General features: G+C 64.9%; 15 protein-coding genes. 6 read left to right on the plus strand and 9 right to left on the minus strand.

The window, feature by feature from the left end:
• Positions 1 to 5 precede the first annotated feature (5 nt).
• From rimM to ffh, 3 genes are all read right to left on the minus strand, one after another.
• A complete protein-coding gene (gene rimM, locus LCW13_RS15915) occupies positions 6 to 572 on the minus strand; it encodes a ribosome maturation factor RimM (protein ID WP_082388946.1) in 567 nt (188 codons plus the stop codon).
• Positions 573 to 579: 7 nt separating this feature from the next.
• Positions 580 to 831, minus strand: a complete 252-nt coding sequence (gene rpsP / locus LCW13_RS15920; RefSeq protein WP_043336448.1) for a 30S ribosomal protein S16 — start codon at positions 829 to 831, stop codon at positions 580 to 582.
• A 223-nt stretch (positions 832 to 1054) separates the two neighbouring features.
• A complete protein-coding gene (gene ffh / locus LCW13_RS15925; RefSeq protein WP_054557273.1) occupies positions 1055 to 2491 on the minus strand; it encodes a signal recognition particle protein in 1437 nt (478 codons plus the stop codon).
• A gap of 385 nt (positions 2492 to 2876) precedes the next feature.
• Between ffh and LCW13_RS15930 the strand changes: the two genes are divergently transcribed.
• The 3 genes from LCW13_RS15930 (at position 2877) to LCW13_RS15940 (ending at position 6619) form a co-directional block, all read left to right on the plus strand.
• The gene (locus tag LCW13_RS15930; RefSeq protein ID WP_043336454.1) at positions 2877 to 3674 is read left to right on the plus strand and encodes a cytochrome C assembly family protein; all 798 of its coding nucleotides are present in this window, start codon (positions 2877 to 2879) and stop codon (positions 3672 to 3674) included.
• Between the two features lie 99 nt (positions 3675 to 3773).
• Positions 3774 to 5051 (plus strand): HlyC/CorC family transporter, encoded by a 1278-nt coding sequence (locus LCW13_RS15935; protein WP_043336457.1) that lies wholly within the window; start codon positions 3774 to 3776, stop codon positions 5049 to 5051.
• Between the two features lie 332 nt (positions 5052 to 5383).
• Positions 5384 to 6619, plus strand: a complete 1236-nt coding sequence (locus LCW13_RS15940) for a multidrug effflux MFS transporter (protein ID WP_225347369.1) — start codon at positions 5384 to 5386, stop codon at positions 6617 to 6619.
• A 122-nt stretch (positions 6620 to 6741) separates the two neighbouring features.
• Here LCW13_RS15940 and LCW13_RS15945 read toward each other — a convergent pair whose 3' ends face one another.
• Positions 6742 to 8634 carry an MFS transporter gene (locus LCW13_RS15945; protein ID WP_192839485.1) on the minus strand — a complete coding sequence of 631 codons (1893 nt, stop codon included), beginning with the start codon at positions 8632 to 8634 and terminating at the stop codon, positions 6742 to 6744.
• Positions 8631 to 9275 carry a TetR/AcrR family transcriptional regulator gene (locus tag LCW13_RS15950; protein ID WP_043336466.1) on the minus strand — a complete coding sequence of 215 codons (645 nt, stop codon included), beginning with the start codon at positions 9273 to 9275 and terminating at the stop codon, positions 8631 to 8633. Before LCW13_RS15950 ends, LCW13_RS15945 begins: the two co-directional genes overlap by 4 nt.
• Before the next feature lie 295 nt (positions 9276 to 9570).
• On the opposite strand from LCW13_RS15950, the gene LCW13_RS15955 reads away from it, so the two are divergent.
• Together LCW13_RS15955 and LCW13_RS15960 are read left to right on the plus strand one after the other, a co-directional pair.
• Entirely contained in the window at positions 9571 to 10281 is a 711-nt protein-coding gene (locus LCW13_RS15955; RefSeq protein ID WP_084589627.1) for an SOS response-associated peptidase, read from the plus strand.
• Positions 10282 to 10421: 140 nt separating this feature from the next.
• Positions 10422 to 13406 carry an insulinase family protein gene (locus tag LCW13_RS15960; RefSeq protein WP_225347370.1) on the plus strand — a complete coding sequence of 995 codons (2985 nt, stop codon included), beginning with the start codon at positions 10422 to 10424 and terminating at the stop codon, positions 13404 to 13406.
• A gap of 164 nt (positions 13407 to 13570) precedes the next feature.
• Here LCW13_RS15960 and sbcB read toward each other — a convergent pair whose 3' ends face one another.
• The 4 genes from sbcB to minC form a co-directional block, all read right to left on the minus strand.
• Positions 13571 to 15046: an exodeoxyribonuclease I gene (sbcB, locus tag LCW13_RS15965; RefSeq protein ID WP_225347371.1), complete on the minus strand. Its 1476-nt coding sequence runs from the start codon at positions 15044 to 15046 to the stop codon at positions 13571 to 13573.
• 166 nt (positions 15047 to 15212) lie between these two features.
• The gene (gene minE, locus LCW13_RS15970; RefSeq protein WP_043336475.1) at positions 15213 to 15473 is read right to left on the minus strand and encodes a cell division topological specificity factor MinE; all 261 of its coding nucleotides are present in this window, start codon (positions 15471 to 15473) and stop codon (positions 15213 to 15215) included.
• Complete coding sequence (gene minD / locus LCW13_RS15975; protein ID WP_054557277.1) at positions 15470 to 16288, minus strand: septum site-determining protein MinD; 819 nt, start codon at positions 16286 to 16288, stop codon at positions 15470 to 15472. The genes minE and minD overlap by 4 nt, the downstream gene beginning before the upstream one ends.
• Before the next feature lie 82 nt (positions 16289 to 16370).
• Positions 16371 to 17129: a septum site-determining protein MinC gene (minC, locus tag LCW13_RS15980; protein ID WP_107335876.1), complete on the minus strand. Its 759-nt coding sequence runs from the start codon at positions 17127 to 17129 to the stop codon at positions 16371 to 16373.
• 525 nt (positions 17130 to 17654) lie between these two features.
• Here minC and LCW13_RS15985 point away from each other — a divergent pair.
• Complete coding sequence (locus LCW13_RS15985) at positions 17655 to 20498, plus strand: DUF349 domain-containing protein (protein WP_225347372.1); 2844 nt, start codon at positions 17655 to 17657, stop codon at positions 20496 to 20498.
• Positions 20499 to 20598: the final 100 nt, after the last annotated feature.

The following is a 20598-nucleotide window of genomic DNA, read 5'->3' on the forward strand; positions in this document are numbered from 1 at the left end:
TAACATCAGAATTCGGGATCCCAGTCGACGCTCATGCGCCCAGTGGTGAGATCCACATCGCGAACCACCTGATCGGGAAGGTACGGCACGAGCCGTTCCTTCTCATCGATGCTGTCGTCGTTCGGCTTTATCACCAGAACGTCGTTGGCACCGGTTTCCATCAGGGTGCTCACTTTCCCGAGGCGCTGGCCATCCAGCGTTACCACCTCGAGACCTTCCAGTTGATGCCAGTAGTACTCACCGACTTCCAGCTGCGGCAGGTGCTGCTTGGGCAGGAGAATCTCCGCCCCGGCCAGCTCCTGTGCTGCTTCGCGACTGTCGATACCTTCGAGCTGTGCCACCAGGCCCTTGCCATGGCGACGTGCCTGAGCGAGGCGGGCGGGAATCTGCTTCCCGTCCAGCTTCAGCATCCAGCCAGCGTAATCGAAGATGCCATCAATCGGGCTGGTGTAGGAATACACCTTGAGCCAGCCTTTGACGCCATAGGGGCTGGTAAGCTTCCCCATTACCACGACATCATCGTCATGCGATGATGCTGCGGTCGGCTGCGGGTTGTTCGGTTGAGTAGGCATTCTGGAATCAAGCCTGCTGCTTGCCAGCTTCCTTGATCAGCTGAGCGACACGGTCAGAGACCTGTGCGCCCTGCTGCTGCCAGTGAGCGACGCGCTCGAGATCGACGCGCAGACGCTCTTCCTGGCCGCGAGCGACCGGGTTGAAGAAGCCGACGCGCTCGATGAAGCGGCCATCACGGGCTGTGCGGGAATCAGCCACAGCGAGGTGGTAGAAGGGACGCTTCTTGGCGCCACCACGTGCCAGACGAATGGTAACCATTGCGTAATCTGTCCTTCGTGTTGAAGTGAAAATCGTGCCACAGAACTCGTCTTCGCATGGAGGGTCCACACGAAGAGGCGACATTCTACGGAAATTGGCAAGCCTTGGAAACCTTTTTCCAAGGCCATACACACGCTCCGTGGCACGGGACGTGCCACGGAGCGCAATTCCTGGTGTCAGCGCCCATGTCTCATCAGCGCTGCATCGGGCATCGGGTCAGCAATCAGCGACGCGGGAAGCGTCCGCCGCCCATGCCGCCGGGGCCACCCATACCGCCCATGCCACCCATACCACCGGGGCCGCCAGGACCACCGCCACCGCCCATCATGCCGGACATGCCACGCATCATCTTCTGCATGCCACCTTTCTTGCCGGCCTTCTTCATCATCTTGGCCATCTGCTTGTGCTGCTTGAGCAGACGGTTGAGGTCCGGCACCTGGGTACCGGAGCCCATGCAGATGCGGCGCTTGCGCGACCCATTGATGAGGTCGGGGTTGCGGCGCTCCTTGGGCGTCATGGAGTTGATCATCGCCTCGAGCTTGCCCAACTCCTTCTCGCTGGCCTGGCTCTGGGCGACTTCCGCCAGCTGACCCATGCCCGGCAGCTTGGACATCAGACTGCCCATGCCACCCATGTTCTTGAGCTGCTGGAGCTGGTCACGGAAGTCCTCGAGATCGAAGCCTTCGCCTTTCTTGACCTTGCTGGCCAGCTGCTCGGCCTTGCTCTTGTCGACGGTGCGCTCGGCTTCCTCGATCAGCGACAGCATGTCGCCCATGCCGAGGATGCGCGAGGCGATCCGGTCCGGGTGGAAGGGTTCGAGGGCGTCGACCTTCTCCCCCATGCCCATGAACTTGATCGGCTTGCCGGTGATGTGACGCACGGACAGGGCCGCACCGCCACGCGCATCACCGTCGGCCTTGGTCAGCACGACACCGGTCAGCGGCAAGGCTTCATGGAAGGCCTTGGCGGTGTTGGCGGCATCCTGACCGGTCATCGCATCGACGACGAACAGCGTCTCGTCGGGATTGACGCTGCGGTGCAGGGCGGCGATCTCGTCCATCATGTCGGCATCGACATGCAGGCGACCGGCGGTATCGACCAGCACCACGTCGTGGAACTGGATACGCGCGTGCTTCATCGCCGCTTCGGCGATGGCCACCGGCTGCTGGGAGGAGTCGGAGGGGAAGAAATCGACCCCGACTTCCTTGGCCAGCGTTTCCAGCTGGTCGATGGCGGCCGGGCGATAGACGTCGGCCGAGACCACCAGCACCTTCTTCTTCTCGCGCTCGCGCAGGTAGCGTGCCAGCTTGGCGACGGTGGTCGTCTTGCCCGCACCCTGCAGGCCTGCCATCAGAATGACGGCCGGACTGCCCTTGAGCGTCAGACCTTCATTGGCTTCGCCCATGATCGCTTCCAGCTCCTGCTGGACGATCTTGACGAACTGCTGGCCCGGCGACAGGCTCTTGGACACTTCCTGACCGACGGCACGTTCGCGCACTCGCTCGATGAAGGCCTTGACCACCGGCAGCGCGACATCGGCTTCAAGCAACGCCTTGCGCACTTCGCGCAGGGTGTCCTTGATGTTGTCTTCCGTCAGCTTGGCCTGGCCGGTAATCGACTTCAGCGTATGCGACAGGCGATCACTCAAACTTTGAAACATGGGCCTCTCCGGCTAGGGACGTCTGGGGTCCGCGCTGCGGGGACGAGGGCGTAAGCCACCTCGTGACCGGCGCACGGCATGACGCCCCAGCGCGTGAATGGTTATCCTGTCGCGCATTATACGCACAGGGCGGCCGTGTCTCCATGCATGCAAGACTTGCAAGCCGCCATCACTGGCGATGACATGCATGAAGGAAGCAGCGCCGACAATCGTCATGCAATGCGGAGTCTGTCGCCGCGCAGGCCTCATCGCCCGTCAGAGCACGCGACAGGACACCGCGAGTGGATGCAATCCCGGCGGCGCATTCGGTATAGTCTCTGCAGATAGACAGTGCCTCATGCGAGGCCTGATCTCCCGCTACCCTCCGGCACCTGGACAACAGCACATGCAGGCTCTGCCTTTTGCCTTTCTGGCCATCATCTTCTATCTCGGCGCCGGCCTCTGGCAGGGCCTTACCCTGACACGCCGCGTCCCGGCACGCACGCGTCTGGTGCGCAGTCTGGCGCTGATCGCCGTCGCCTGCCATGCCGTCATCGTCTGGGTCACGCTCAACCACGGTGGCGCGCTGCACCTCGGACTGTTCGAGAGCGCTTCGCTTGTCAGCTGGGCCATCTGCCTGCTGTTGGTCATCGCCAGCCTGTTCAAGCCGGTGATCGCCGGGGGCGCGGCGCTGTTCCCGGTCGCCGCCGCCTGCGTGCTCGGCGTGATGAATCTGCCGAGCGCCACCACCGAGAACCCGCTCTCCCCCGGTCTGGTCGCCCACATCTTCACCTCGGTGGCGGCGTTGGCCTTCTTCAGCATCGCCGCCATGCAGGCCGGACTGCTGTCGCTGCAACAGCACGCGCTCAAGAAGCGCCATACCCGCGGCATCGTCCAGGTGCTGCCGGCACTGACCAGCATGGAACGCGCGCTGTTCGAGCTGATCTGGGCCGGCATGATCCTGCTCAGCGTGTCGATCATCAGCGGCACCATCTATCTGGACAACATGTTCGCCCAGCATCTGGCTCACAAGACGGTGCTCAGCCTCGGCGCCTGGATCATCTTCGCCGTGCTGCTGTTCGGGCATCACGTACTGGGCTGGCGCGGCCAGCGTGCCGCCCGCTGGACACTGGGCGGCTGCCTGGTACTGGCGCTGGCCTTCTTCGGCACCAAGTTCGTGCTGCAAGTGGTATTTTCCCACTAAGCCCTGCCACCCCGACAGAGATCGCTCGCTGCGCCTGATGCATTGCAGCGAGCGTGTCAGTATCATGCGCCTAAATCCGCCACCGAGGACCCTTCACTCTTGAGCGACGACACCCCGTTGGGGCTGCTGTTCGGCCTACTGGTCATCCTGATCATCCTGTCTGCCTTCTTCTCGAGTTCCGAGACCGGCATGATGTCGATCAACCGCTACCGTCTCAGTCACCGCGCCAAGGGCGGTGAGCGCGGCGCCAAGCGTGTTACCCGCCTGCTTTCCCGTCCGGACCGCCTGATCGGCGTCATCCTGATCGGCAACAACTTCGTCAACAACCTGGCCGCCTCGCTGGCGACCATCATCGCGATCCATTACTTCGGTGATGTCTCGGGTCCGGCCGTCTCGACCGCCGTGCTGACCATCGTGGTGCTGATCTTTGCCGAAGTGACGCCCAAGACCATGGCCGCCGTGAATCCGGAGCGCATCGCCTATCCGGCCTCGCTGGTGCTGGAACCGTTGCTCAAGCTGCTCTACCCGCTGGTCTGGCTGGTCAATGGCATCTCCAATGGCCTGCTGCGCCTGTTCGGCGTGCGCGATGTCAGCGGCGGCGCCGACAGCCTGACCCGTGACGAGCTGCGCACCGTGGTCCACGAAGCCGGCAGCATGATCCCGCGTCGCCACCAGGGCATGCTGCTGTCGATTCTCGATCTCGAGAACGTCACCGTCGATGACATCATGGTGCCGCGTCAGGAGATCTTCGGCATCGACCTGGACGATGATCTCGACATCATCCTCAGCCATATCCGCGCCAGTCAGCACACGCGGGTGCCGGTCTACAAGGGTGACATCAACAACATCATCGGCATCCTGCACCTGCGCAACGCGGCACGCTTCCTGTCACTGGACGAGGTCACCAAGGCCTCCATCATCCAGGAAGCCCGCGAGCCCTACTTCATCCCGGAATCCACGCCGCTGCATACCCAGCTGCTCAACTTCCAGAAGCAGAAGCGCCGCATCGGCATCGTGGTCGACGAGTATGGCGATGTGCAGGGGCTGGCGACGCTGGAGGACATCCTCGAGGAGATCGTCGGCGAGTTCACCACCGATGTCGCCGGTACGCATCAGGAGATCCACCCGCAGGACAACGGCAGCTACGTGATCGAAGGCACCGCCAACATCCGCGAGATCAACAAGGCCATCGGCTGGCAGCTGCCGACTGACGGCCCCAAGACGCTCAACGGCCTGATTCTGGAACATCTGGAATCCTTCCCGGATGCCCCGGCCAGTCTCGCCATCGGCACCACGCGCATCGAGATCCAGCAGGTGAAGGACAACCAGATCACCTCGGCACGCTGCTGGCAGGCGGCTCGCACCACACGCAGCTGACGCGCCACCCGCATTGCCACGCAGCACGGCACTCTCGACGACAGGCCCGCCAATTGGCGGGCCTGTCGCGTCTGGGGCACGGCAACTCGCCCAGGTGCTCACTTGCAGGTACTCCTTTGCGGGTGCTCATTTGCAGGTGCTCAGACGCAGCGGCTCAGGTGCAAGAACCAGCTGCAATACGGTGTTGCAGACCACGACACGCAAGCGGCCCGAACCCACGCTATGCTGTGCGCGTTCGCGCTGCCCGCCAGCGCCAGACGTCACGGACCTGCGCCAGAGCAGGCTGACTCACCGCTCCCCCTGCAATGCCCCACAACCTTCGAATGGCCCTCATGACTTCAGCTTCCGCCCCAACGGCGTCCCCCGCCCTGCATCGACAACCTCACTTCACCGTGCTGCTGGCCCTGATGGTGGCGCTTGCCCCGCTATCGATGGATGCCTTCCTGCCAGCCATCCCCGCCATGGCCGCGGAACTCGGTGTCGATCACTCCCGCCTCGGCCTGACCATCACCTTCTTCCTGGCCGGCTACGCCTTCGGTCAGCTGAGTGGTGGCCCGCTGTCGGACAGCCTGGGCCGTCGCCCGATCGCGCTGGGCGGCATCGTGCTGTTCTTGATCGCGAGCCTCGGCTGCGCCATGACGCATAGCCTGGAATGGCTGATGGTCTTCCGTGTCCTGCAGGGGATCGCGACCGGCATGACCGGCGGCGTCTCTCGCACCGTGGTGCGCGATGTCGCGACCGGCAAGGACGCCGCACGCCTGATGACCAACGTCATGATGGTGCTGATGGCAGCCCCGCTGGTCGCCCCCAGCCTCGGCGCCCTCATCCTGGCACTGAGCACCTGGCAGATGGTCTTCATCGGCCTGGCCGTCTATGGCGTGATCGCCGGAGTCGCCATTCGCCAATGGCTGCCGGAGACCCTGCCTGCCTGCGAGCGTTCACCGCTCAGCCTGCGCGGCGCATTGGCCAGCTATCGCACGGTACTGACCACGCGCGGCGTCCCCGGGCACCTGATGCTGCTGCTGTGCGGACCCGGCATCATGTTCACCTTCCTGACCAACGCGAGCTATCTCTATCAGGGCGTGCTGGGGCTGAACTCCGGTGAGTTCGCGCTGGCCTTCGGCGCCAATGTCGGCGCGATGCTGATCGGCAACCGCCTCAACCACTTCGGCCTCAAGCATCTGCGCACGCGCAAGCTGGTTCAGGTGGCGCTGTGCATACAGGGGATCGGCATCACCTGGCTGATCTCGCTGGTCATCACCGACAACGTCCAGGTCGCCACCCTGATTCCGGGCATCCTGTTCGTGCTGGGCGCCGGCGGCATGATCACGCCCAACGTGATGGCCGACTACCAGTCGCTGTTCGCACGTGGCCATGGTGCCGCCAATGCCATCTCCGGCACGGTGCTGTATCTCGGCGGCGGTCTCTATGGCGCCCTGGCCAGCCTGTGGCTGAGCGGCGACGACATGCTGGCAGTGCCGCTGGTCATGCTGGGCGCCTGGGCCATCGGTGGCTTCGGCTTCTGGGTCACGCGCCACACCGCTCCCTCCGAGCAGTCCAGCGACTGACGCGACGCCGCGCTCACCACCAGTAGCCATCTGCTGGTCGCCAGAACGAGAAATGCCGCCCCTGCCTGACGATCGTGTCGGCATGGGCGGCATTTTCATGCAGCACTGATAAAAGTGAGCGGCTAGCGGGAGCGCGCCAGGCGTGTCGCCTTGCGATGCAGATCACGCACCGCCTCTTCGAGTTCCACCGCCTTGGTGCCGACAGGGTCGAAGGTACGCCCGACACACAGCTCTACGCGCCCGCGCAGGCGCCGCGGAAACTTGGCGAAGGCAGGCCCGCCGCCGTGGGAGAACCAGGAGCCCCACAGGCCACCCAGCGCCATCGGAATCACCGGCACCGGGTCACGCGCCAGAATCAACTCCAGCCCGCGCCGGAAGCGCCCGACCTCACCGTCGCGCGTCAGCTTGCCCTCGGGGAAGATCATCACGACCTCTCCCTCGCGCAGCGCCTTGCCGACTTCCTCCAGCGAGCGGCGCACCCCTGCCGGGTCCTTGCGCGAGGAGTCCACCGGAATCGCCCCGGCGATGCGGAAGAACCACTTCAGCCACGGCGAGTGATATATCTCGGCATCCATCAGGAAACGCAGCGGGCGCGGACTGGCCCCGCCCAGAATCAGCGCATCCATGAAGCTGACGTGATTGCACACCACCAGCGCCGCCCCTTCCGCCGGTATCCGCCAGCGTCCCTTGAGGTGTAGGCGATACATCAGGTGGATGAGGATGAAGATATTGAGGCGCAGGAAGGGCCGCGGGTCACGCAGCATGCAGACCACCGCGATCAGCCCGCTGATCAGGGACAGCAGCAGCAGGAAGTCCGGAATATCGCGCCCCATCACGCCCAGCACCAGAATGCCGGCACCGGCCGACAGCACCATCAGCAGGGCATTGAGCACGTTGTTGGCGGCGATCATGCGCGCGCGGTGATCTTCAGGACTGCGAATCTGCAGCAGGGTATAAAGCGGCACGATATAGAGGCCGCCGCCGAAGCCGATGACACCGAGATCCAGCCACATGCGCCAGAAACCGGCGATGCCCAGCAGCTCGATCAGCGGTGTGGCCATCTGCGCCTCGGCCAGCGCAGGGCGCAGGGCAAGATCCAGCCCGCCAGCGAAGATGATCAGCGCGCCGAAGGGCACCAGCCCCGTCTCGAGACGCCCGCGCGAGACACGTTCACAGGCCAGCGACCCCAGCCCGATGCCGATGGCGAAGGCCGCCAGCAAGGCAGAGGTCGCCCCTTCGGCCCCATGCACGATATCGCGCGCATAGGCCGGCAACTGCGTCAGATAGCTGGCGCCGAGGAACCAGAAGGCACTGATGCCCAGCAGCGCCCAGCGTAGCCGGCGGTTGCTCAGCCCTTCACGCATCACCGCGATGCTGCCGGAGAGAGGCCGCCACGGCACAGGGCCGGGCGAAGCGGAGGGTGCCGGCGGAATCTTGCCGGCCGCCATCACGCCTAGAAGAGACAGGGAGACCAGCGATGCGGACAGCGCCCAGCGTGCCAGCTCGCCGCCCAGCGCCATCAAGGCCGCGGCGGCAAGGGTACCGATCAGGATGGCGAGGAAGGTGCCCAGCTCGACCCAGGCATTGCCGCTGACCAGCTCATCCGGCTTGAGGTGCTGGGGCAGGATGGCGTACTTGACCGGGCCGAAGAGCGCCGACTGGGTGCCCATCATGAACAGCAGCGCCAGCAGCAACTCCCAGGCCTCGAAGATCAAGGCGCCGGCCGCCACGCTCATGGTGGCCAGCTCCAGCCACTTGAGCCGCACGATCAGGCGCTGCTTGTCGAGGCGGTCAGCCAACAGGCCGCCCCAGGCGGAGAACAGCAGAAAAGGCAGGATGAACAGACCGGCCGCCAGGTTGTTGACGATGCCGGTGTCCCAGCCCCGCTGCTCGATGACCACGAAGGTCATCAGCAGCAGCAAGGCGTTCTTGAACAGATTGTCATTGAAGGCCCCGAGGGCCTGGGTCCAGAAGAAGGGCGCAAAACGGGGTCGCCGGAGCAGTTCTCGACTCATTTGCCAGCTTCCGTGGCATCCCCCGCACACGCAGCCTCGCTGCGCACCTTGAGCCCCGCCAACATGGTGTCCAGCAACTGATCGAGCAGCTCCGTCACTTCCAGTGGCTGCCCCTGCCAGAGTCCCAGACGCTCGTTCATGCCCAGCTGCACCAGACCGTGCACGCTACCCCACAGCGTGCGCGCCATGCGCTTGGCCTCGACGGACTCGACGCGTGGGGCGTACTCGACCAAGGCCCCCTCCACACGCTCGAACAGCCCTTCGATCATCGCGTTCTGACGCTGGTCCAGCTCACCTTCCTGCGCAAGCGGGAAGTCGAACAGCAGCTGCCAGCGGTAAGGGTCGCGCTGGGCGAAGCCCCAGTAGGCGCGCGCCAGGGCCTTGAGGCGTTCCGAAGGACTCGGCGTCTCCTGTCCGGCTATCGCATCGCGCAGCCTGTCCAGCGTCGCCAGATTGACGTGCTGGAGCAGGTTGCCGAAGCTGCCATAAAGCTTGAGCAGGGTGCTGGGCGCACAACCGACTTCGCGAGCCAGGTTGCGCAGAGACAGGGCGTGAACGGGCTGCTCTTTGAGCCATTCATCGCAGGTCTCCATTACCCGCGCATGCAGCGCTTCCGGTGCATGCTGACGTGGACGGGCCATCGAATTCCTCTGATGCTTGAGATGCGTTACCGCGTAGCGAATCTGACGCGGTGTGTGTTCGGACAGCACGGGTGGGCAAAGGGTTGCGACGCCTAGCGGGCATCTCTTGGAGCACCCCGTATCGGTCATTGAATCGAACAGTGTTTCCGTCCAGCATATCGAGACTGAGCACAAACGCAAGCACCACCAAGGTGTGGCATGCTGGCATCCGTGGCGTGCAGCGCGATCCACACCCCATCTCAGGCAGCAGCTGCCGCTGCATGTTCCCTTCGCCTCATCGCCTCAAAGGATTCTCGTGGCCGGTCGTCTGTATATCCCCCCCTACCCCGCTGACCTGCCCCCCGACGAGCTGTTCGGGTCGCTGGCGACTCCCGCGCTCGAACGCCAGTTGCGCAGCGAACTGCTGGTCAGCGCCAATCGCGCCCCGCGCATGCCCGCCTCGATGCTGCGCATGGAAGGCCCCCGCCTGCGCCTGGTGCCGGCACTCTGGGGCCTGACTCCCAGTTGGCTGGAGATCATGGACCACGCCCCGCACGTGGCGCGGGCAGAGTCGCTGGAAACGCGACGCATGTTCCGCGAGTCGTTCATCAGCCAGCGGGCACTGATCCCCGTCGGCGGTGTCTATGTGTGGAAGGAACAACCGCGCATGAAGCAGCCGTTTCTGGTCACGCACCCGACCCGCGCCCCGCTGTTGCTGGCCGCCCTGTGGACGCGCCACTTCAGCGCCCCCCTGATGGAGGGGCTGCCCCCCGAGGGGCGCGACAGCTTCGCGCTGATCAGTGTCGAGTGTGCCGGGGTCACGTCACGCCTGACCGATCGCATGCCCGCCGTGATTGCGCCGCATCAGGTACGCGACTGGCTGAATGCCGAGACGCCGCTGGAGACGGTACGCAGCATGCTGACACCGAACGCCAGCCTGGCCGCCTTCCCGGTCGCACGCCTCGTCAACGACCCCGAGCATCAGGAGTGGAGCGTCGCGCACCCCACCGGCCCGATGCTGACCTGAATCCGCCTGCGCCGACGGCACGTATCGAGGATGGCGGCACTGCATCGCTCTACCGCCTCGCGCGCATGTTCGCCCAATGAGAACCATCACCGAGTCAGCGCCACCTGCCCGAGCAGCGGTGGCATGAATCAGGAGAGAAGATGTCACTGCCTTCAGGATTTCGCCCTCTTGCACTGAGCACGGCCATTGCCGCCATCGTCATGAGTGGTCTGGCGCCGGCCATCAGCCAAGCCGATACCCGCCCGGCTTCCGCGCCCGCGTCGTCCCTTGCGCCGGCCGCCAACTCCGCCTCAAGCACGGCGCCCGCCAGAGCCGAGCAGGCCAGTCCCGTCATCAAGAGCGAGAACGACCAGCGACTTTATCGCAGCCTGACCCTCGACAACGGCCTCAAGGTCCTGCTGGTCAGTGATGCCAAGGCCGACAAGGCCGCCGCCGCCGTCGATGTCGAAGTCGGCAGCGCCCAGGACCCCGACGATGTCCCGGGGCTGGCACACTTCCTGGAGCACATGCTGTTCCTCGGCACCGATCGTTATCCGAAGCCGGATGCCTACCAGGACTTCATCACCAAGCATGGCGGCCAGCACAACGCCTTCACCGCCAGCCAGGACACCAACTACTTCTTCGACATCGACCCGGATGCCTTCGATGAGGCGCTGCCGCGCTTTGCACGCTTCTTCGTCGCGCCGCAGTTCAATGCCGACTACGTGGATCGCGAGCGCCATGCGGTCAATTCCGAATATCAGGCGCGCCTGCAGGACGATGGCCGGCGTATCTACGAGGCTGTCGAAGCGGCCCTCAACCCGGAACACCCCTTCAACCGCTTCAGTGTCGGCAGCCTCGAGACCCTCAAGGACACAGAGGCCGGCAGCCTGCGCCAGCGACTGGTCGACTTCTATCAGGCCCACTACGGCGCCAACGTGATGCGCCTGTCACTGGTCGGGCCGCAGTCATTGGAAACGCTCGAACAGCTGGCCCGTGACAACTTCAGTGATGTGCCCGACCGCGGGCTGTCGCGCCCCGAGATCACCACGCCCCTGGCCAGCGGTGACGAGCTACCGGCACGCCTTGAGGTCAAGGCGCTCAAGCAGGAGCGCAAGCTGTCGTTCATGTTCCCCATCGACGACCCGATTGCCCACTACCGCTCACAGCCGGTCAGCTACCTGGCCAACCTGATCGGTCATGAGGGCGAAGGCAGTCTGCTGGCGGTGCTAAAGGACAAGGGCTGGGCAGATGGCCTCTCGGCCGGCGACGGCCTCAGTGATGGCGAGCATGCCCTGCTCAGCGTCGACATCAGCCTGACCCCGGAAGGCGCGCAGCATCAGGCGGAGATCCGTGCCGCGCTGTTCGACTACCTGGCGCTGATCCGCGCTGAGGGCATCAACGACTGGCGCTATACCGAACAGGCACAGCTGGGCGAGCAGAGTTTCCGCTTCCAGCAGCGCAGCTCGCCGGTCAATCTGGCCAGCAATCTGGCGATGATGATGACGCGCTACCCGATCGAGGACGTGCTGGCGGCACCCTACCTGATGCAGGACTTCGACCCGGACCTGATCAAGGACACCCTCGCTCGTCTGACACCCGACAACCTGCTGGAGGTCTACTCCGGCCCGCAGGTGGAGGGGGATCAGCAGGGCGAGTGGTTCAAGGCGCCCTACACCCTGACGCGCCTGACGGCGGATGCCGCTGCTCAGACCGCCGGCGACGACACCCTGGCCAGCCAGCTGGCGCTGCCCAGGCCCAACCCCTATCTGGCCAAGGACTTCCGCGTACTCGACCTGGCCGACGCCAAGCCGAGCCAGTTGATCGATGAGCCCGGTGCCGAGCTCTGGTATCAGGGCGATGCGAGCTTCGGCGTGCCGAAGGCCGAATGGCGCTTCGGTCTGCTCAATCCCGACGTCAGTCGCTCGGTGGATGACCAGGCCATGAGTCAGGTGCTGGCGGCGTGGCTGAATGACAACCTCAACGCGCGTCTGTATCCGGCACGTCTGGCGGGGCAGGATGCGCTGGTCTATGCCCATGGGCGTGGCATCACCCTACAGTTCAGTGGCTGGCGTGATGGTCAGCAGCCGGAAATGCGTGAAGTGCTCGACCAGCTGGTGAACGGCGAGATGGCCCCCGCCACCCTGGAGCGCATCACTCAACGCCTGCGTCGCAGCCTGCAGAACCGCGCTCAGGCACCGCTCTACACGCGCCTGGGCCGCAGCCTCAGTGAAACGCTGGTCGGCCTGCCGAGTACCGCCGCGCAACAACTGGCGGCCCTGGACAAGATCGACGCCCAGTCACTGGACAGCTTCCGCAAGCGCTTCCTTGCCAAGCTGCACGTGCAGGCGATGGTGACCGGCAACCTGACCGCCGACCAGGCCCGCGAGACCGGTCAGCTGGTGATCAACGGCCTTGCGCCGCGCATCACGCGCGAGGCGGTGCCAGACCTGGAAGTGCGTCAGGTCACCCAGCACACGGTACTGCGCCCGGACAGCACACGCGGCGATGCCGGCGCCCTGCGCTACCTGCAGGGCAAGGACCGTACGCTGCAGTCCCAGGCACGCATCGCGGTGCTGGGCCAGCTGCTCGAAGCGCCCTTCTACAGCCAGCTGCGCACCGAGGAGCAACTCGGCTATATCGTCTCCGCACGCTATTCGCCCATGCTGGATGCGCCGGGGTTGAGCCTGCTGGTGCAGTCGCCGTCCAAGGACAGCAAGACGCTGTTTTCGCGCATGGATGCCTTCCTCACCCGCTTCGACAGCCGCGTAAAGTCGCTGGATGAGGCCGCGCTTGCCAGCTACCGCGACGCCGTCGTCGACAGCCTGACCCAGAAGCCCCGCAAACTGTCCGAGCTGGCAGCGCGCAACTGGAGCGAGCTGAGCTTCGGCTGGACAGGCTTTGACCGCCGCCAGCAACTGGTCGCGGCCGTCGAGCAGGTCAGCGCGCAGGATATCCGCGCCATCTGGCAGCAGCTGAATGCCTCCAGCGCGCTGGAACTGGCCTTCGACCCCGGCACGCCCAGCGACTTCGACCAGCGCCTTACCGAACTGGACCTGCCGCCGCTGCCCGAGGCGCCGCGCGCCGAGACAGGCGCGACCCTGGCGGCACCCTCAGCCGAGGCCAGCGGCAATGCTCAGCATTGAGTCTCGCCGGCCCGCCAGCGGCTTGACGGGCAAACAAGGCACCTGTCCTCACCGGACGGGCGTCTGAAACGACAAGACCCCGACGAGGTGCAGTTCAATAACCGCGTCGGGGTCTTGTTCATTCATGCCTTGCCGGCAAGCACAGCAGGCCGGCTAGCCCGTCATCAGCCGAAGGCCTGCGGCGGCATGATGCCTTCCACGTACATCGCCAGTTCTTCGAGAATCTGCACGCGGTCCGGGTCCTGTTCGCTCTGGGCCAGCCGCTGGATCTCGCTGACGAAGCCCTTCACGGTCAGGCTCGCGACCTGCTCATCGTTCATGCGCTCCCAACGCCACTGCTCCCAGCGTTCGCGCTCGGCGGAATTGAGCGTGTAGCCGTAACTGCGCGCACGATAGCGGAACAGCATCTCCTCGAGTCGGCCATCCTGGAAGGCGAACGGCGTATCGTCGAGCGCCTCGGGATGGGTGGCGCGCACACGCTCCATCTCCTTGCGGTCCGCGGGCGAGAAGAAGCCACCGGAATAGAGCATCAAGTCCGGATCAGCCGGGCCGGCCGGCGGCGCCTCGGCGAATACCTGCGCCACCTTCACGCCGACACCGGCGTTGTCCTTCAGCCACTTCCAGTGCACGCGACACTGGGCGGGGTCGATCTTGAAGCGCGCGGCGATCTCGCCGTACTCGCCCTCATGCGTCCCGGACACATCCTTGAGCGCATTGGCCGGCAGCAGCACCGGACTCTTGTTGAGATGGATGACCTTGAGCGGAATCCGCTCCTCGCCTTCCGCGAGGTCATCGGCACTAGCGAAGACGCGAGCACGAATCTCTTCCGGTGACAGCTCCATCAACGGTGCCGGGTCGACCGAGAGGTCATAGACGATCACGCCATTGGCATTCGAAGGATGCTCCGCCAGCGGCACCACCAGCGCGCCACAGGCCCGCGAGGCCGGATAGCGACGCGAGATGTGCAGCATCGGCTTGCGTGCGCCGATATCCAGCAGACTGGCGACATGGCGCTTGTTGCGCAGCTTGAGCAGGTAATCGAACAGCCGCGCATTGCGCGACTTGAGCAGGCGTGCCAGCGCGATGGTGGCGCGCACATCCACCAGCGCGTCATGCGCGCCGGCGTGCTCGATGCCATTGGCCGCCGTCAGGTGCTCCAGACGGAAGCTGGGCGCACCATCTTCTCGTTTGGGCCATTCGATGCCCTCCGGGCGCAGGGCATGGAAGGCGCGCACGACATCGATCAGGTCCCAGCGCGAATTGCCGTTCTGCCACTCACGCCCGTAGGGGTCGAGGAAGTTGCGGTAGAACAGATGACGGCTGACTTCATCATCGAAGCGCAGGCTGTTGTAGCCCAGCGTGCAGGTCCCCGGCACGCTCATCTCGTCATTGATGCGCCCGGCGAACTCGGCCTCGGGAATGCCGCGACGCTCGGCCTGCTGCGGGGTGATGCCGGTGATCAGACACGCCATCGGCTGGGGCAGGAAGTCATCGGCCGGCTTGCAATAGAGGGTCAGCGGCTCGCCGATCTCATTGAAGTCAGCATCGGTACGGATGGCCGCGAACTGCGAAGGACGGTCACGGCGCGGGTCGGCGCCGAAGGTCTCGTAGTCGTGCCACAGGAAGGTGGGCTCTGCCACAGGATGTCTCCACGCGGGCGGTCGAAAAATGAACGTGCCAGAGCACCGTCTCCAGCAAGGCTGGCACGGTGCTCTGGCAGGCAATGGGCATTGGCTGGGGCGGGACGTCGCAGGCGCTGCCCGCTCGGCAACGCCTCAGGTGGCAAGCACCCGACGCCCCGCGAACTCAGGCCTCGCCGGGGCGCGGCAGAGTGACGTTGAGTTCCAGCACCGAGCAGTCGTCTTCGCGGTCCAGCGAGATGTTGATGGCATCCTGGTCGACCTGCACATACTTGCGAATCACCTCGAGCAGCTCACGCTCCAGCATCGGCATGTAATCCGGCTGGTCACGCTGGCTACGCTGGTGCGCGACGATGATCTGCAGCCGCTCCTTGGCGACATTGGCGGTCTTCTTGCGCTCTCGCTTCAGAAAATCCAGTAATTTCACTTGCGCCCCCCTCCAAACATTCTGGCCAGCAGACCGCGCTTCTCGACTTCATGGAAACGCAGCTGCACTTCCTCGCCCAACAGGCGGGACACGCAATCCACGTACGCCTGGCCGGCATCGCTCTTCTGGTCATGCGTGACCGGCACACCCTGGTTGGACGCGCGCAGCACGGCGTCGGATTCCGGAATCAGGCCGATCAGCGGGATCGACAGGATTTCCTGGATATCGGTCAAGTTGAGCATGTCACCGCCGGTGACGCGCGCCGGATGGTAACGGGTGATCAGCAGGTGTTCACGCACCGGGGTGTCGCCATTCTCGGCGCGACGCGTCTTGGAAGACAGCAGGCCGATGATGCGGTCGGAGTCACGTACCGAGCTGACTTCCGGGTTGGTCACCACCACGGCCTCGTCAGCGAAGTACATCGCCAACTGGGCACCACGCTCGATACCGGCCGGCGAGTCACAGATGACGTAATCGAACTCCTCGCGCAGCGCGTCGAGCACCTTCTCGACGCCTTCCAGCGTCAGCGCGTCCTTGTCACGGGTCTGGGAGGCCGGAAGGATGTGCAGGTTGTCGATGCGCTTGTCGCGGATCAGGGCCTGCTTGAGATTGGCTTCGCCCTGGATGACGTTGACCAGGTCATAGACCACACGGCGTTCGCAGCCCATGATCAGGTCCAGGTTACGCAGGCCCACATCGAAATCGATCACTACGGTCTTGTTGCCGCGCAAAGCCAGTCCGGTGGCAATGGCGGCGGCGCTGGTCGTCTTGCCGACTCCGCCCTTGCCTGACGTCACTACGATAATCTTGGCCAAAGGTATCTTCCTTGCTGAGAGTCCCTCGCCGAGCGAGGATCACCTGTAAATATTGGATATCGTTCAGAACACAGTGCTGGGGTCAGCCGAGTCGTGCGATACAGAGTTGGTCGTGTTCAAGCACGACTTCGACATTGGCACCCAGCAGGCGATTGTCGATGTCATCGAGCCGCTTGTAGGTTCCGGCCACCGAGAGCAGCTCGGCGTGCAGTTCCTTGCAGTAGATGCTGGCGTTGCGATCGCCATGGATACCCGCCAGCGCGCGGCCACGCAGAGCGCCATAGATATGCACGCTGCCGGCGGCCAGGATCTCGGCGCCGGCATTCACCGCGCCGATGATGACCAGGTCGCCCTCCGGTGCGCTGACCTGCTGGCCCGAGCGCACCGTGCCGCGATACACCTTGCTGGCGTGGGCTGGCTCCGCTTTCTCGGCCGCGCTGTCCGCGACTGTCTCGGCAGGTTCGGCGACCGGCTCAGCGGCCACCGGCGGCACGGACTCGAGGGAGCGCCCGCGATTCTCCTGCGGCGGGAACCACCCCAGCCCCAACGCCCAGGCGGACTGACGCACCGGGTCTCCACCGCCACGCACCGCGACCGGCAGCAGCTTGTGGCCACGGCAGACGGCACAGATGCGCTCCAGCGCCAGATGCGGCTCGTCGAGCTTCTCGACGCTCAGCACCACCGGCGTATGTTGAAAGAAGGCCGGCGACTGGCTGAGCTTGCTGGCCAGCTGAGCACGGATCTGCTCCGGATCACCGCTGACCAGCTCCATGACCGTCATCGGCAGCATGCCGCCCTTGAAGGTGAAGGCCTGAGGGGCCCTGTCCGTACTGAGACTCATGACCTGACTCCGGTTGCGTAAGGAGTGTCGAAGCCCTCCGACACTCTTGATGATGCACGTGCTGTTCACGGCATCCTCAAGGCGACCCTCGATTGGAAAGGCCACCTGAATAACATAGCTCGCCGTCGCACACGGCACAGCGACTGCTTGATAGGCGCCGAGCATGAATGACAGACACTGAATGGCATAGCGGTAACGTACAAAACTATGTGAGCGAACACAGTGCTGCAACTGATGATACGGCCAGCAGCAGGCACTGTCAGGTGTCGCGAGCCTACGACGTGGCTCCCTTGCCGACCTGTCACCCGCCGCCGGTCGCCCTGCACGCCGCCGCGCGCGTGCAATAAGGCACATCGATCGACATGCGATACCACACAACGGGGGGCTGTGACTGGTAAGATAGCGGGGTGACGAAATTCATGCGCCGTCACTCCGCCCACTCCGTCGTGCCCACCCGATTGCACCCGCCGAGTGTGCGGCCAATTGTTGCGCCCCTCTATTTTTTGCCTGGATAACCGCTCTCTCATGACCGGACTGCTCTCCCGCCTCACTGGCCGCCTGTTCACTCCTCGCTGGCAACACGCCAACCCTGCCATTCGCTCCGCTGCCACTGACCAGCTTGATCCGGAGATTCCAGACCAGCGCAAGATCCTGGAGACCCTGATTCTCGAAGATGACGCCCTGGAAGTGCGCCATGCCGCCCTGACGCGCATGCAATCTCCCGAGCGTCTGCTGCCACTGCTCGACCGCGCCGATGGCCTGGTACGCGAGCGCCTGATCGAACTGTTGAGCGGCGGCCAGGATGCGCCCTCACTGTTGAGCCGTGAACAGCTGGTCGAGCGCCTGGACGATAGCGAACTGCTGTCCGCCGTGGCGTCCCGCGGCGACAACCAGCAACTGCGTCTGACGGCACTGAGCCGTCTGGAAGATGAAGAGGCGCTGATCCATCAGGCCTGCCACAACACCATCGCCGCCGTGCGCCATGCCGCTGCCGCCCGCATCACCAGCCAGGCCGGCCTCGAGCGTCTGGTGCGCGATGCCAAGCGAGACCGTTACGTGCAGCGTCAGGCGCGCGACACCCTCGCCCAGCGCCGCGCCGATGCCCAGCAGGCCGACGCACTGGCCGCCAGCCGCGACAACCTGCTGCGCCAGATGGAGAAGCTGCCGCGTCAGGCGTGGGAAGACAGCGTGCCCTCGCGTTACCGCTCGCTGCTGCGCGAGTGGGAGCGTCTGCCGGCCGCGGACTACGAGATTCAACAGCGCTTCGAAGAGGCGCGCCAGCAGGCGCACAAGGTCATCAGCGACCATGAGGCCCGCGAGGAAGCCATTCGCGCCCATGAGCGCCTGAGCGCCAACCTCAACACGCACCTGGAAGAGATTCTCAGCGCCGTGGATCAGGCGCGGGAAGACCTCTACAGCCGCGACTGCGTCAATGACCACGACTTCGCCAGCCTGCAGGCCCAACGCCGTCTGCAGGGAGAACGCTGGAGCGAGTTGACCGACCAGTTCTCTGCCCCGGCCGAACTGCTCGAACGTCAGCAGCGCCTGCAACAGCAGCTTCAGGATGCCCTCGATGCTTGGCATCGCCATCAGCTGTGCCAGGGCGAGCTGGATGCCGCGCTGGTCGACAATGACATCGACCAGCTGCGTCGTCTGGAAAGCGAAGTGGCCTGGCCTACGGGTCTGCCGCAGACCGCCAGCCTGAGCGCGGTGCGTCAGGCGATCAGCGCGGCGCAGCCAGAAGAGCCGACAGAGGCAGCGCAGGAGCAGGACGCGCTCGATGGCAGCCCTGCACAAGACGCCGAGTCAGCTGACGCCTCCCGCGCGGCCGACGGCAAGGCGAGCCTGGATCTGGACGCACTGGATGCCGAACTGGCACGCCTGGAAGCGGATCTCGATGCCGGCAAGCTCAAGCCGGCCAGCCGTCTGCATCGCTCACTGCGCGATCGCACCGAAGGCCAGCTCGACAATGCCCGCCAGACACGCCTGCGCCAGCTGGGCGCGCGTGTCGCGGAACTCCGTGACTGGCAGAACTTCGTCGCGGCACCCAAGCGCGAGCAGCTGCTCGAGGCCATCACCACCCTGAGCGAGCGCGATGACATCAGCGATGAGCAACGCGACCGCCAGCACCAGCAGCTGATTCAGCAATGGCGCGAGCTGGGCGATGCAGCCGCCAGCCGCGATGCCAGCCAGGCCTTCCGCACCGCCTCTGACGCCATCAAGCTGCGCCTGCGGGATTACCGCGAATCGCGCAAGCAGCTGCGTGAATACAATCTGGCCATGCGCGAAGCGCTCTGCGAGCAGCTCGAATCGCTCAACGGCCACGCCATGGACGATGCCGACCCCGACTCCCTGCGCCAGATCCGCGATCGCGCCCGTGAGGAATGGCGTCGCCACACGCCGGTGCCCGCAGGCCCCGGTCGCCAGCTATCGCACCGCTTCGGTGAAGCACTGACGGCACTGCAGGGGCTGATCGACAGCCGCGCGGGCCAGATCGCCGCCGCCAAGCAGGCACTGGTCGATGCCGTCGAGGCGCTGGCCAATGAGGACTCACCGGCACGTGCCCGCGCCGAACAGGCCAAGGCACTGCAGAGTCGCTGGCGCGAGATGGGCCGCGCACCCAAGGGCGAAGAGCAACGCCTGTGGGCCGCCTTCCGCGCGGCGTGCGACCGTATCTTCGCCGCGCGCGATCAGGACCGCGAAGACCGCGACAGCCGCGAGCAGGCACGTCTGGATCAGTGGCAGGCGCTGATCGAACGCCTCGACAGCTGGGAGCCGGAGACACTGGAAGACGCCGCCCTGCTCGATGACGCCCTGAAGGAAGCCGACACCCTTGGCCCGCTGCCGCGCGGCAAGCGGGGCGACGGCATGCGTCGTCGCTGGACCGGCATTCTCAAGCGTCGTGAGCAGCGTCTGGATGAACTGCACGCCCTGCAGCTGCGCGAGGAATGGCAGCAATGGCGTGATCTGCTCGAACAGCACGCCGTGGCGGATGCCAGCGCGCGCAACGGCGACGTGCAGGATGTCGAGCTGCCGAACACCTCGGCCTTCGACGACAACAGCCGTCAGGCCAATGCGGCGCGCAACCAGATGCGCCAGGCCCTGCCGAGCAACTGCAGCGCCGCCAATGAGCGCCTGGCCGAGCTGCGTGTCCACTTGGCCATTCTGTTCGAGGCCCCGCTGGGCAGCGAAGATGAATCACGCCGCCTGACCGTGCAGGTCGCGCGCATCAACCAGCAGCTGGGCGAGCGCATGGAACGTGAAGAAGAGCTGGATGAGGTGCTGGATGCGCTGCTCGCCAACGGTCCGCTGGACTGGGACGCCTGGCAGACCGAACTGCCGCGCTTCGATGCGCTGTTCAATCACTGAGCCAGTGCTCTTGAGCTGGTGACGACGCGCTCGCAAGATTGAAGTCATGGCAACGAAAAGCCCCCGCCTCGAGAGAGACGGGGGCTTTTTCATTCTCTTG

Source organism: Cobetia amphilecti (assembly GCF_020217465.1).
Taxonomy (GTDB): domain Bacteria; phylum Pseudomonadota; class Gammaproteobacteria; order Pseudomonadales; family Halomonadaceae; genus Cobetia; species Cobetia amphilecti.

Coding starts and splice junctions, on each gene's coding strand:
- ffh (WP_054557273.1), bottom strand. CDS start 2,491: ATGTTTCAAAGTTTGAGTGATCGCCTGTCGCATACGCTGAAGTCGATT.
- LCW13_RS15945 (WP_192839485.1), bottom strand. CDS start 8,634: ATGAGTCGAGAACTGCTCCGGCGACCCCGTTTTGCGCCCTTCTTCTGG.
- LCW13_RS15950 (WP_043336466.1), bottom strand. CDS start 9,275: ATGGCCCGTCCACGTCAGCATGCACCGGAAGCGCTGCATGCGCGGGTA.
- rimM (WP_082388946.1), bottom strand. CDS start 572: ATGCCTACTCAACCGAACAACCCGCAGCCGACCGCAGCATCATCGCAT.
- LCW13_RS15930 (WP_043336454.1), top strand. CDS start 2,877: ATGCAGGCTCTGCCTTTTGCCTTTCTGGCCATCATCTTCTATCTCGGC.
- LCW13_RS15960 (WP_225347370.1), top strand. CDS start 10,422: ATGTCACTGCCTTCAGGATTTCGCCCTCTTGCACTGAGCACGGCCATT.
- minC (WP_107335876.1), bottom strand. CDS start 17,129: ATGAGTCTCAGTACGGACAGGGCCCCTCAGGCCTTCACCTTCAAGGGC.
- LCW13_RS15985 (WP_225347372.1), top strand. CDS start 17,655: ATGACCGGACTGCTCTCCCGCCTCACTGGCCGCCTGTTCACTCCTCGC.
- rpsP (WP_043336448.1), bottom strand. CDS start 831: ATGGTTACCATTCGTCTGGCACGTGGTGGCGCCAAGAAGCGTCCCTTC.
- LCW13_RS15940 (WP_225347369.1), top strand. CDS start 5,384: ATGACTTCAGCTTCCGCCCCAACGGCGTCCCCCGCCCTGCATCGACAA.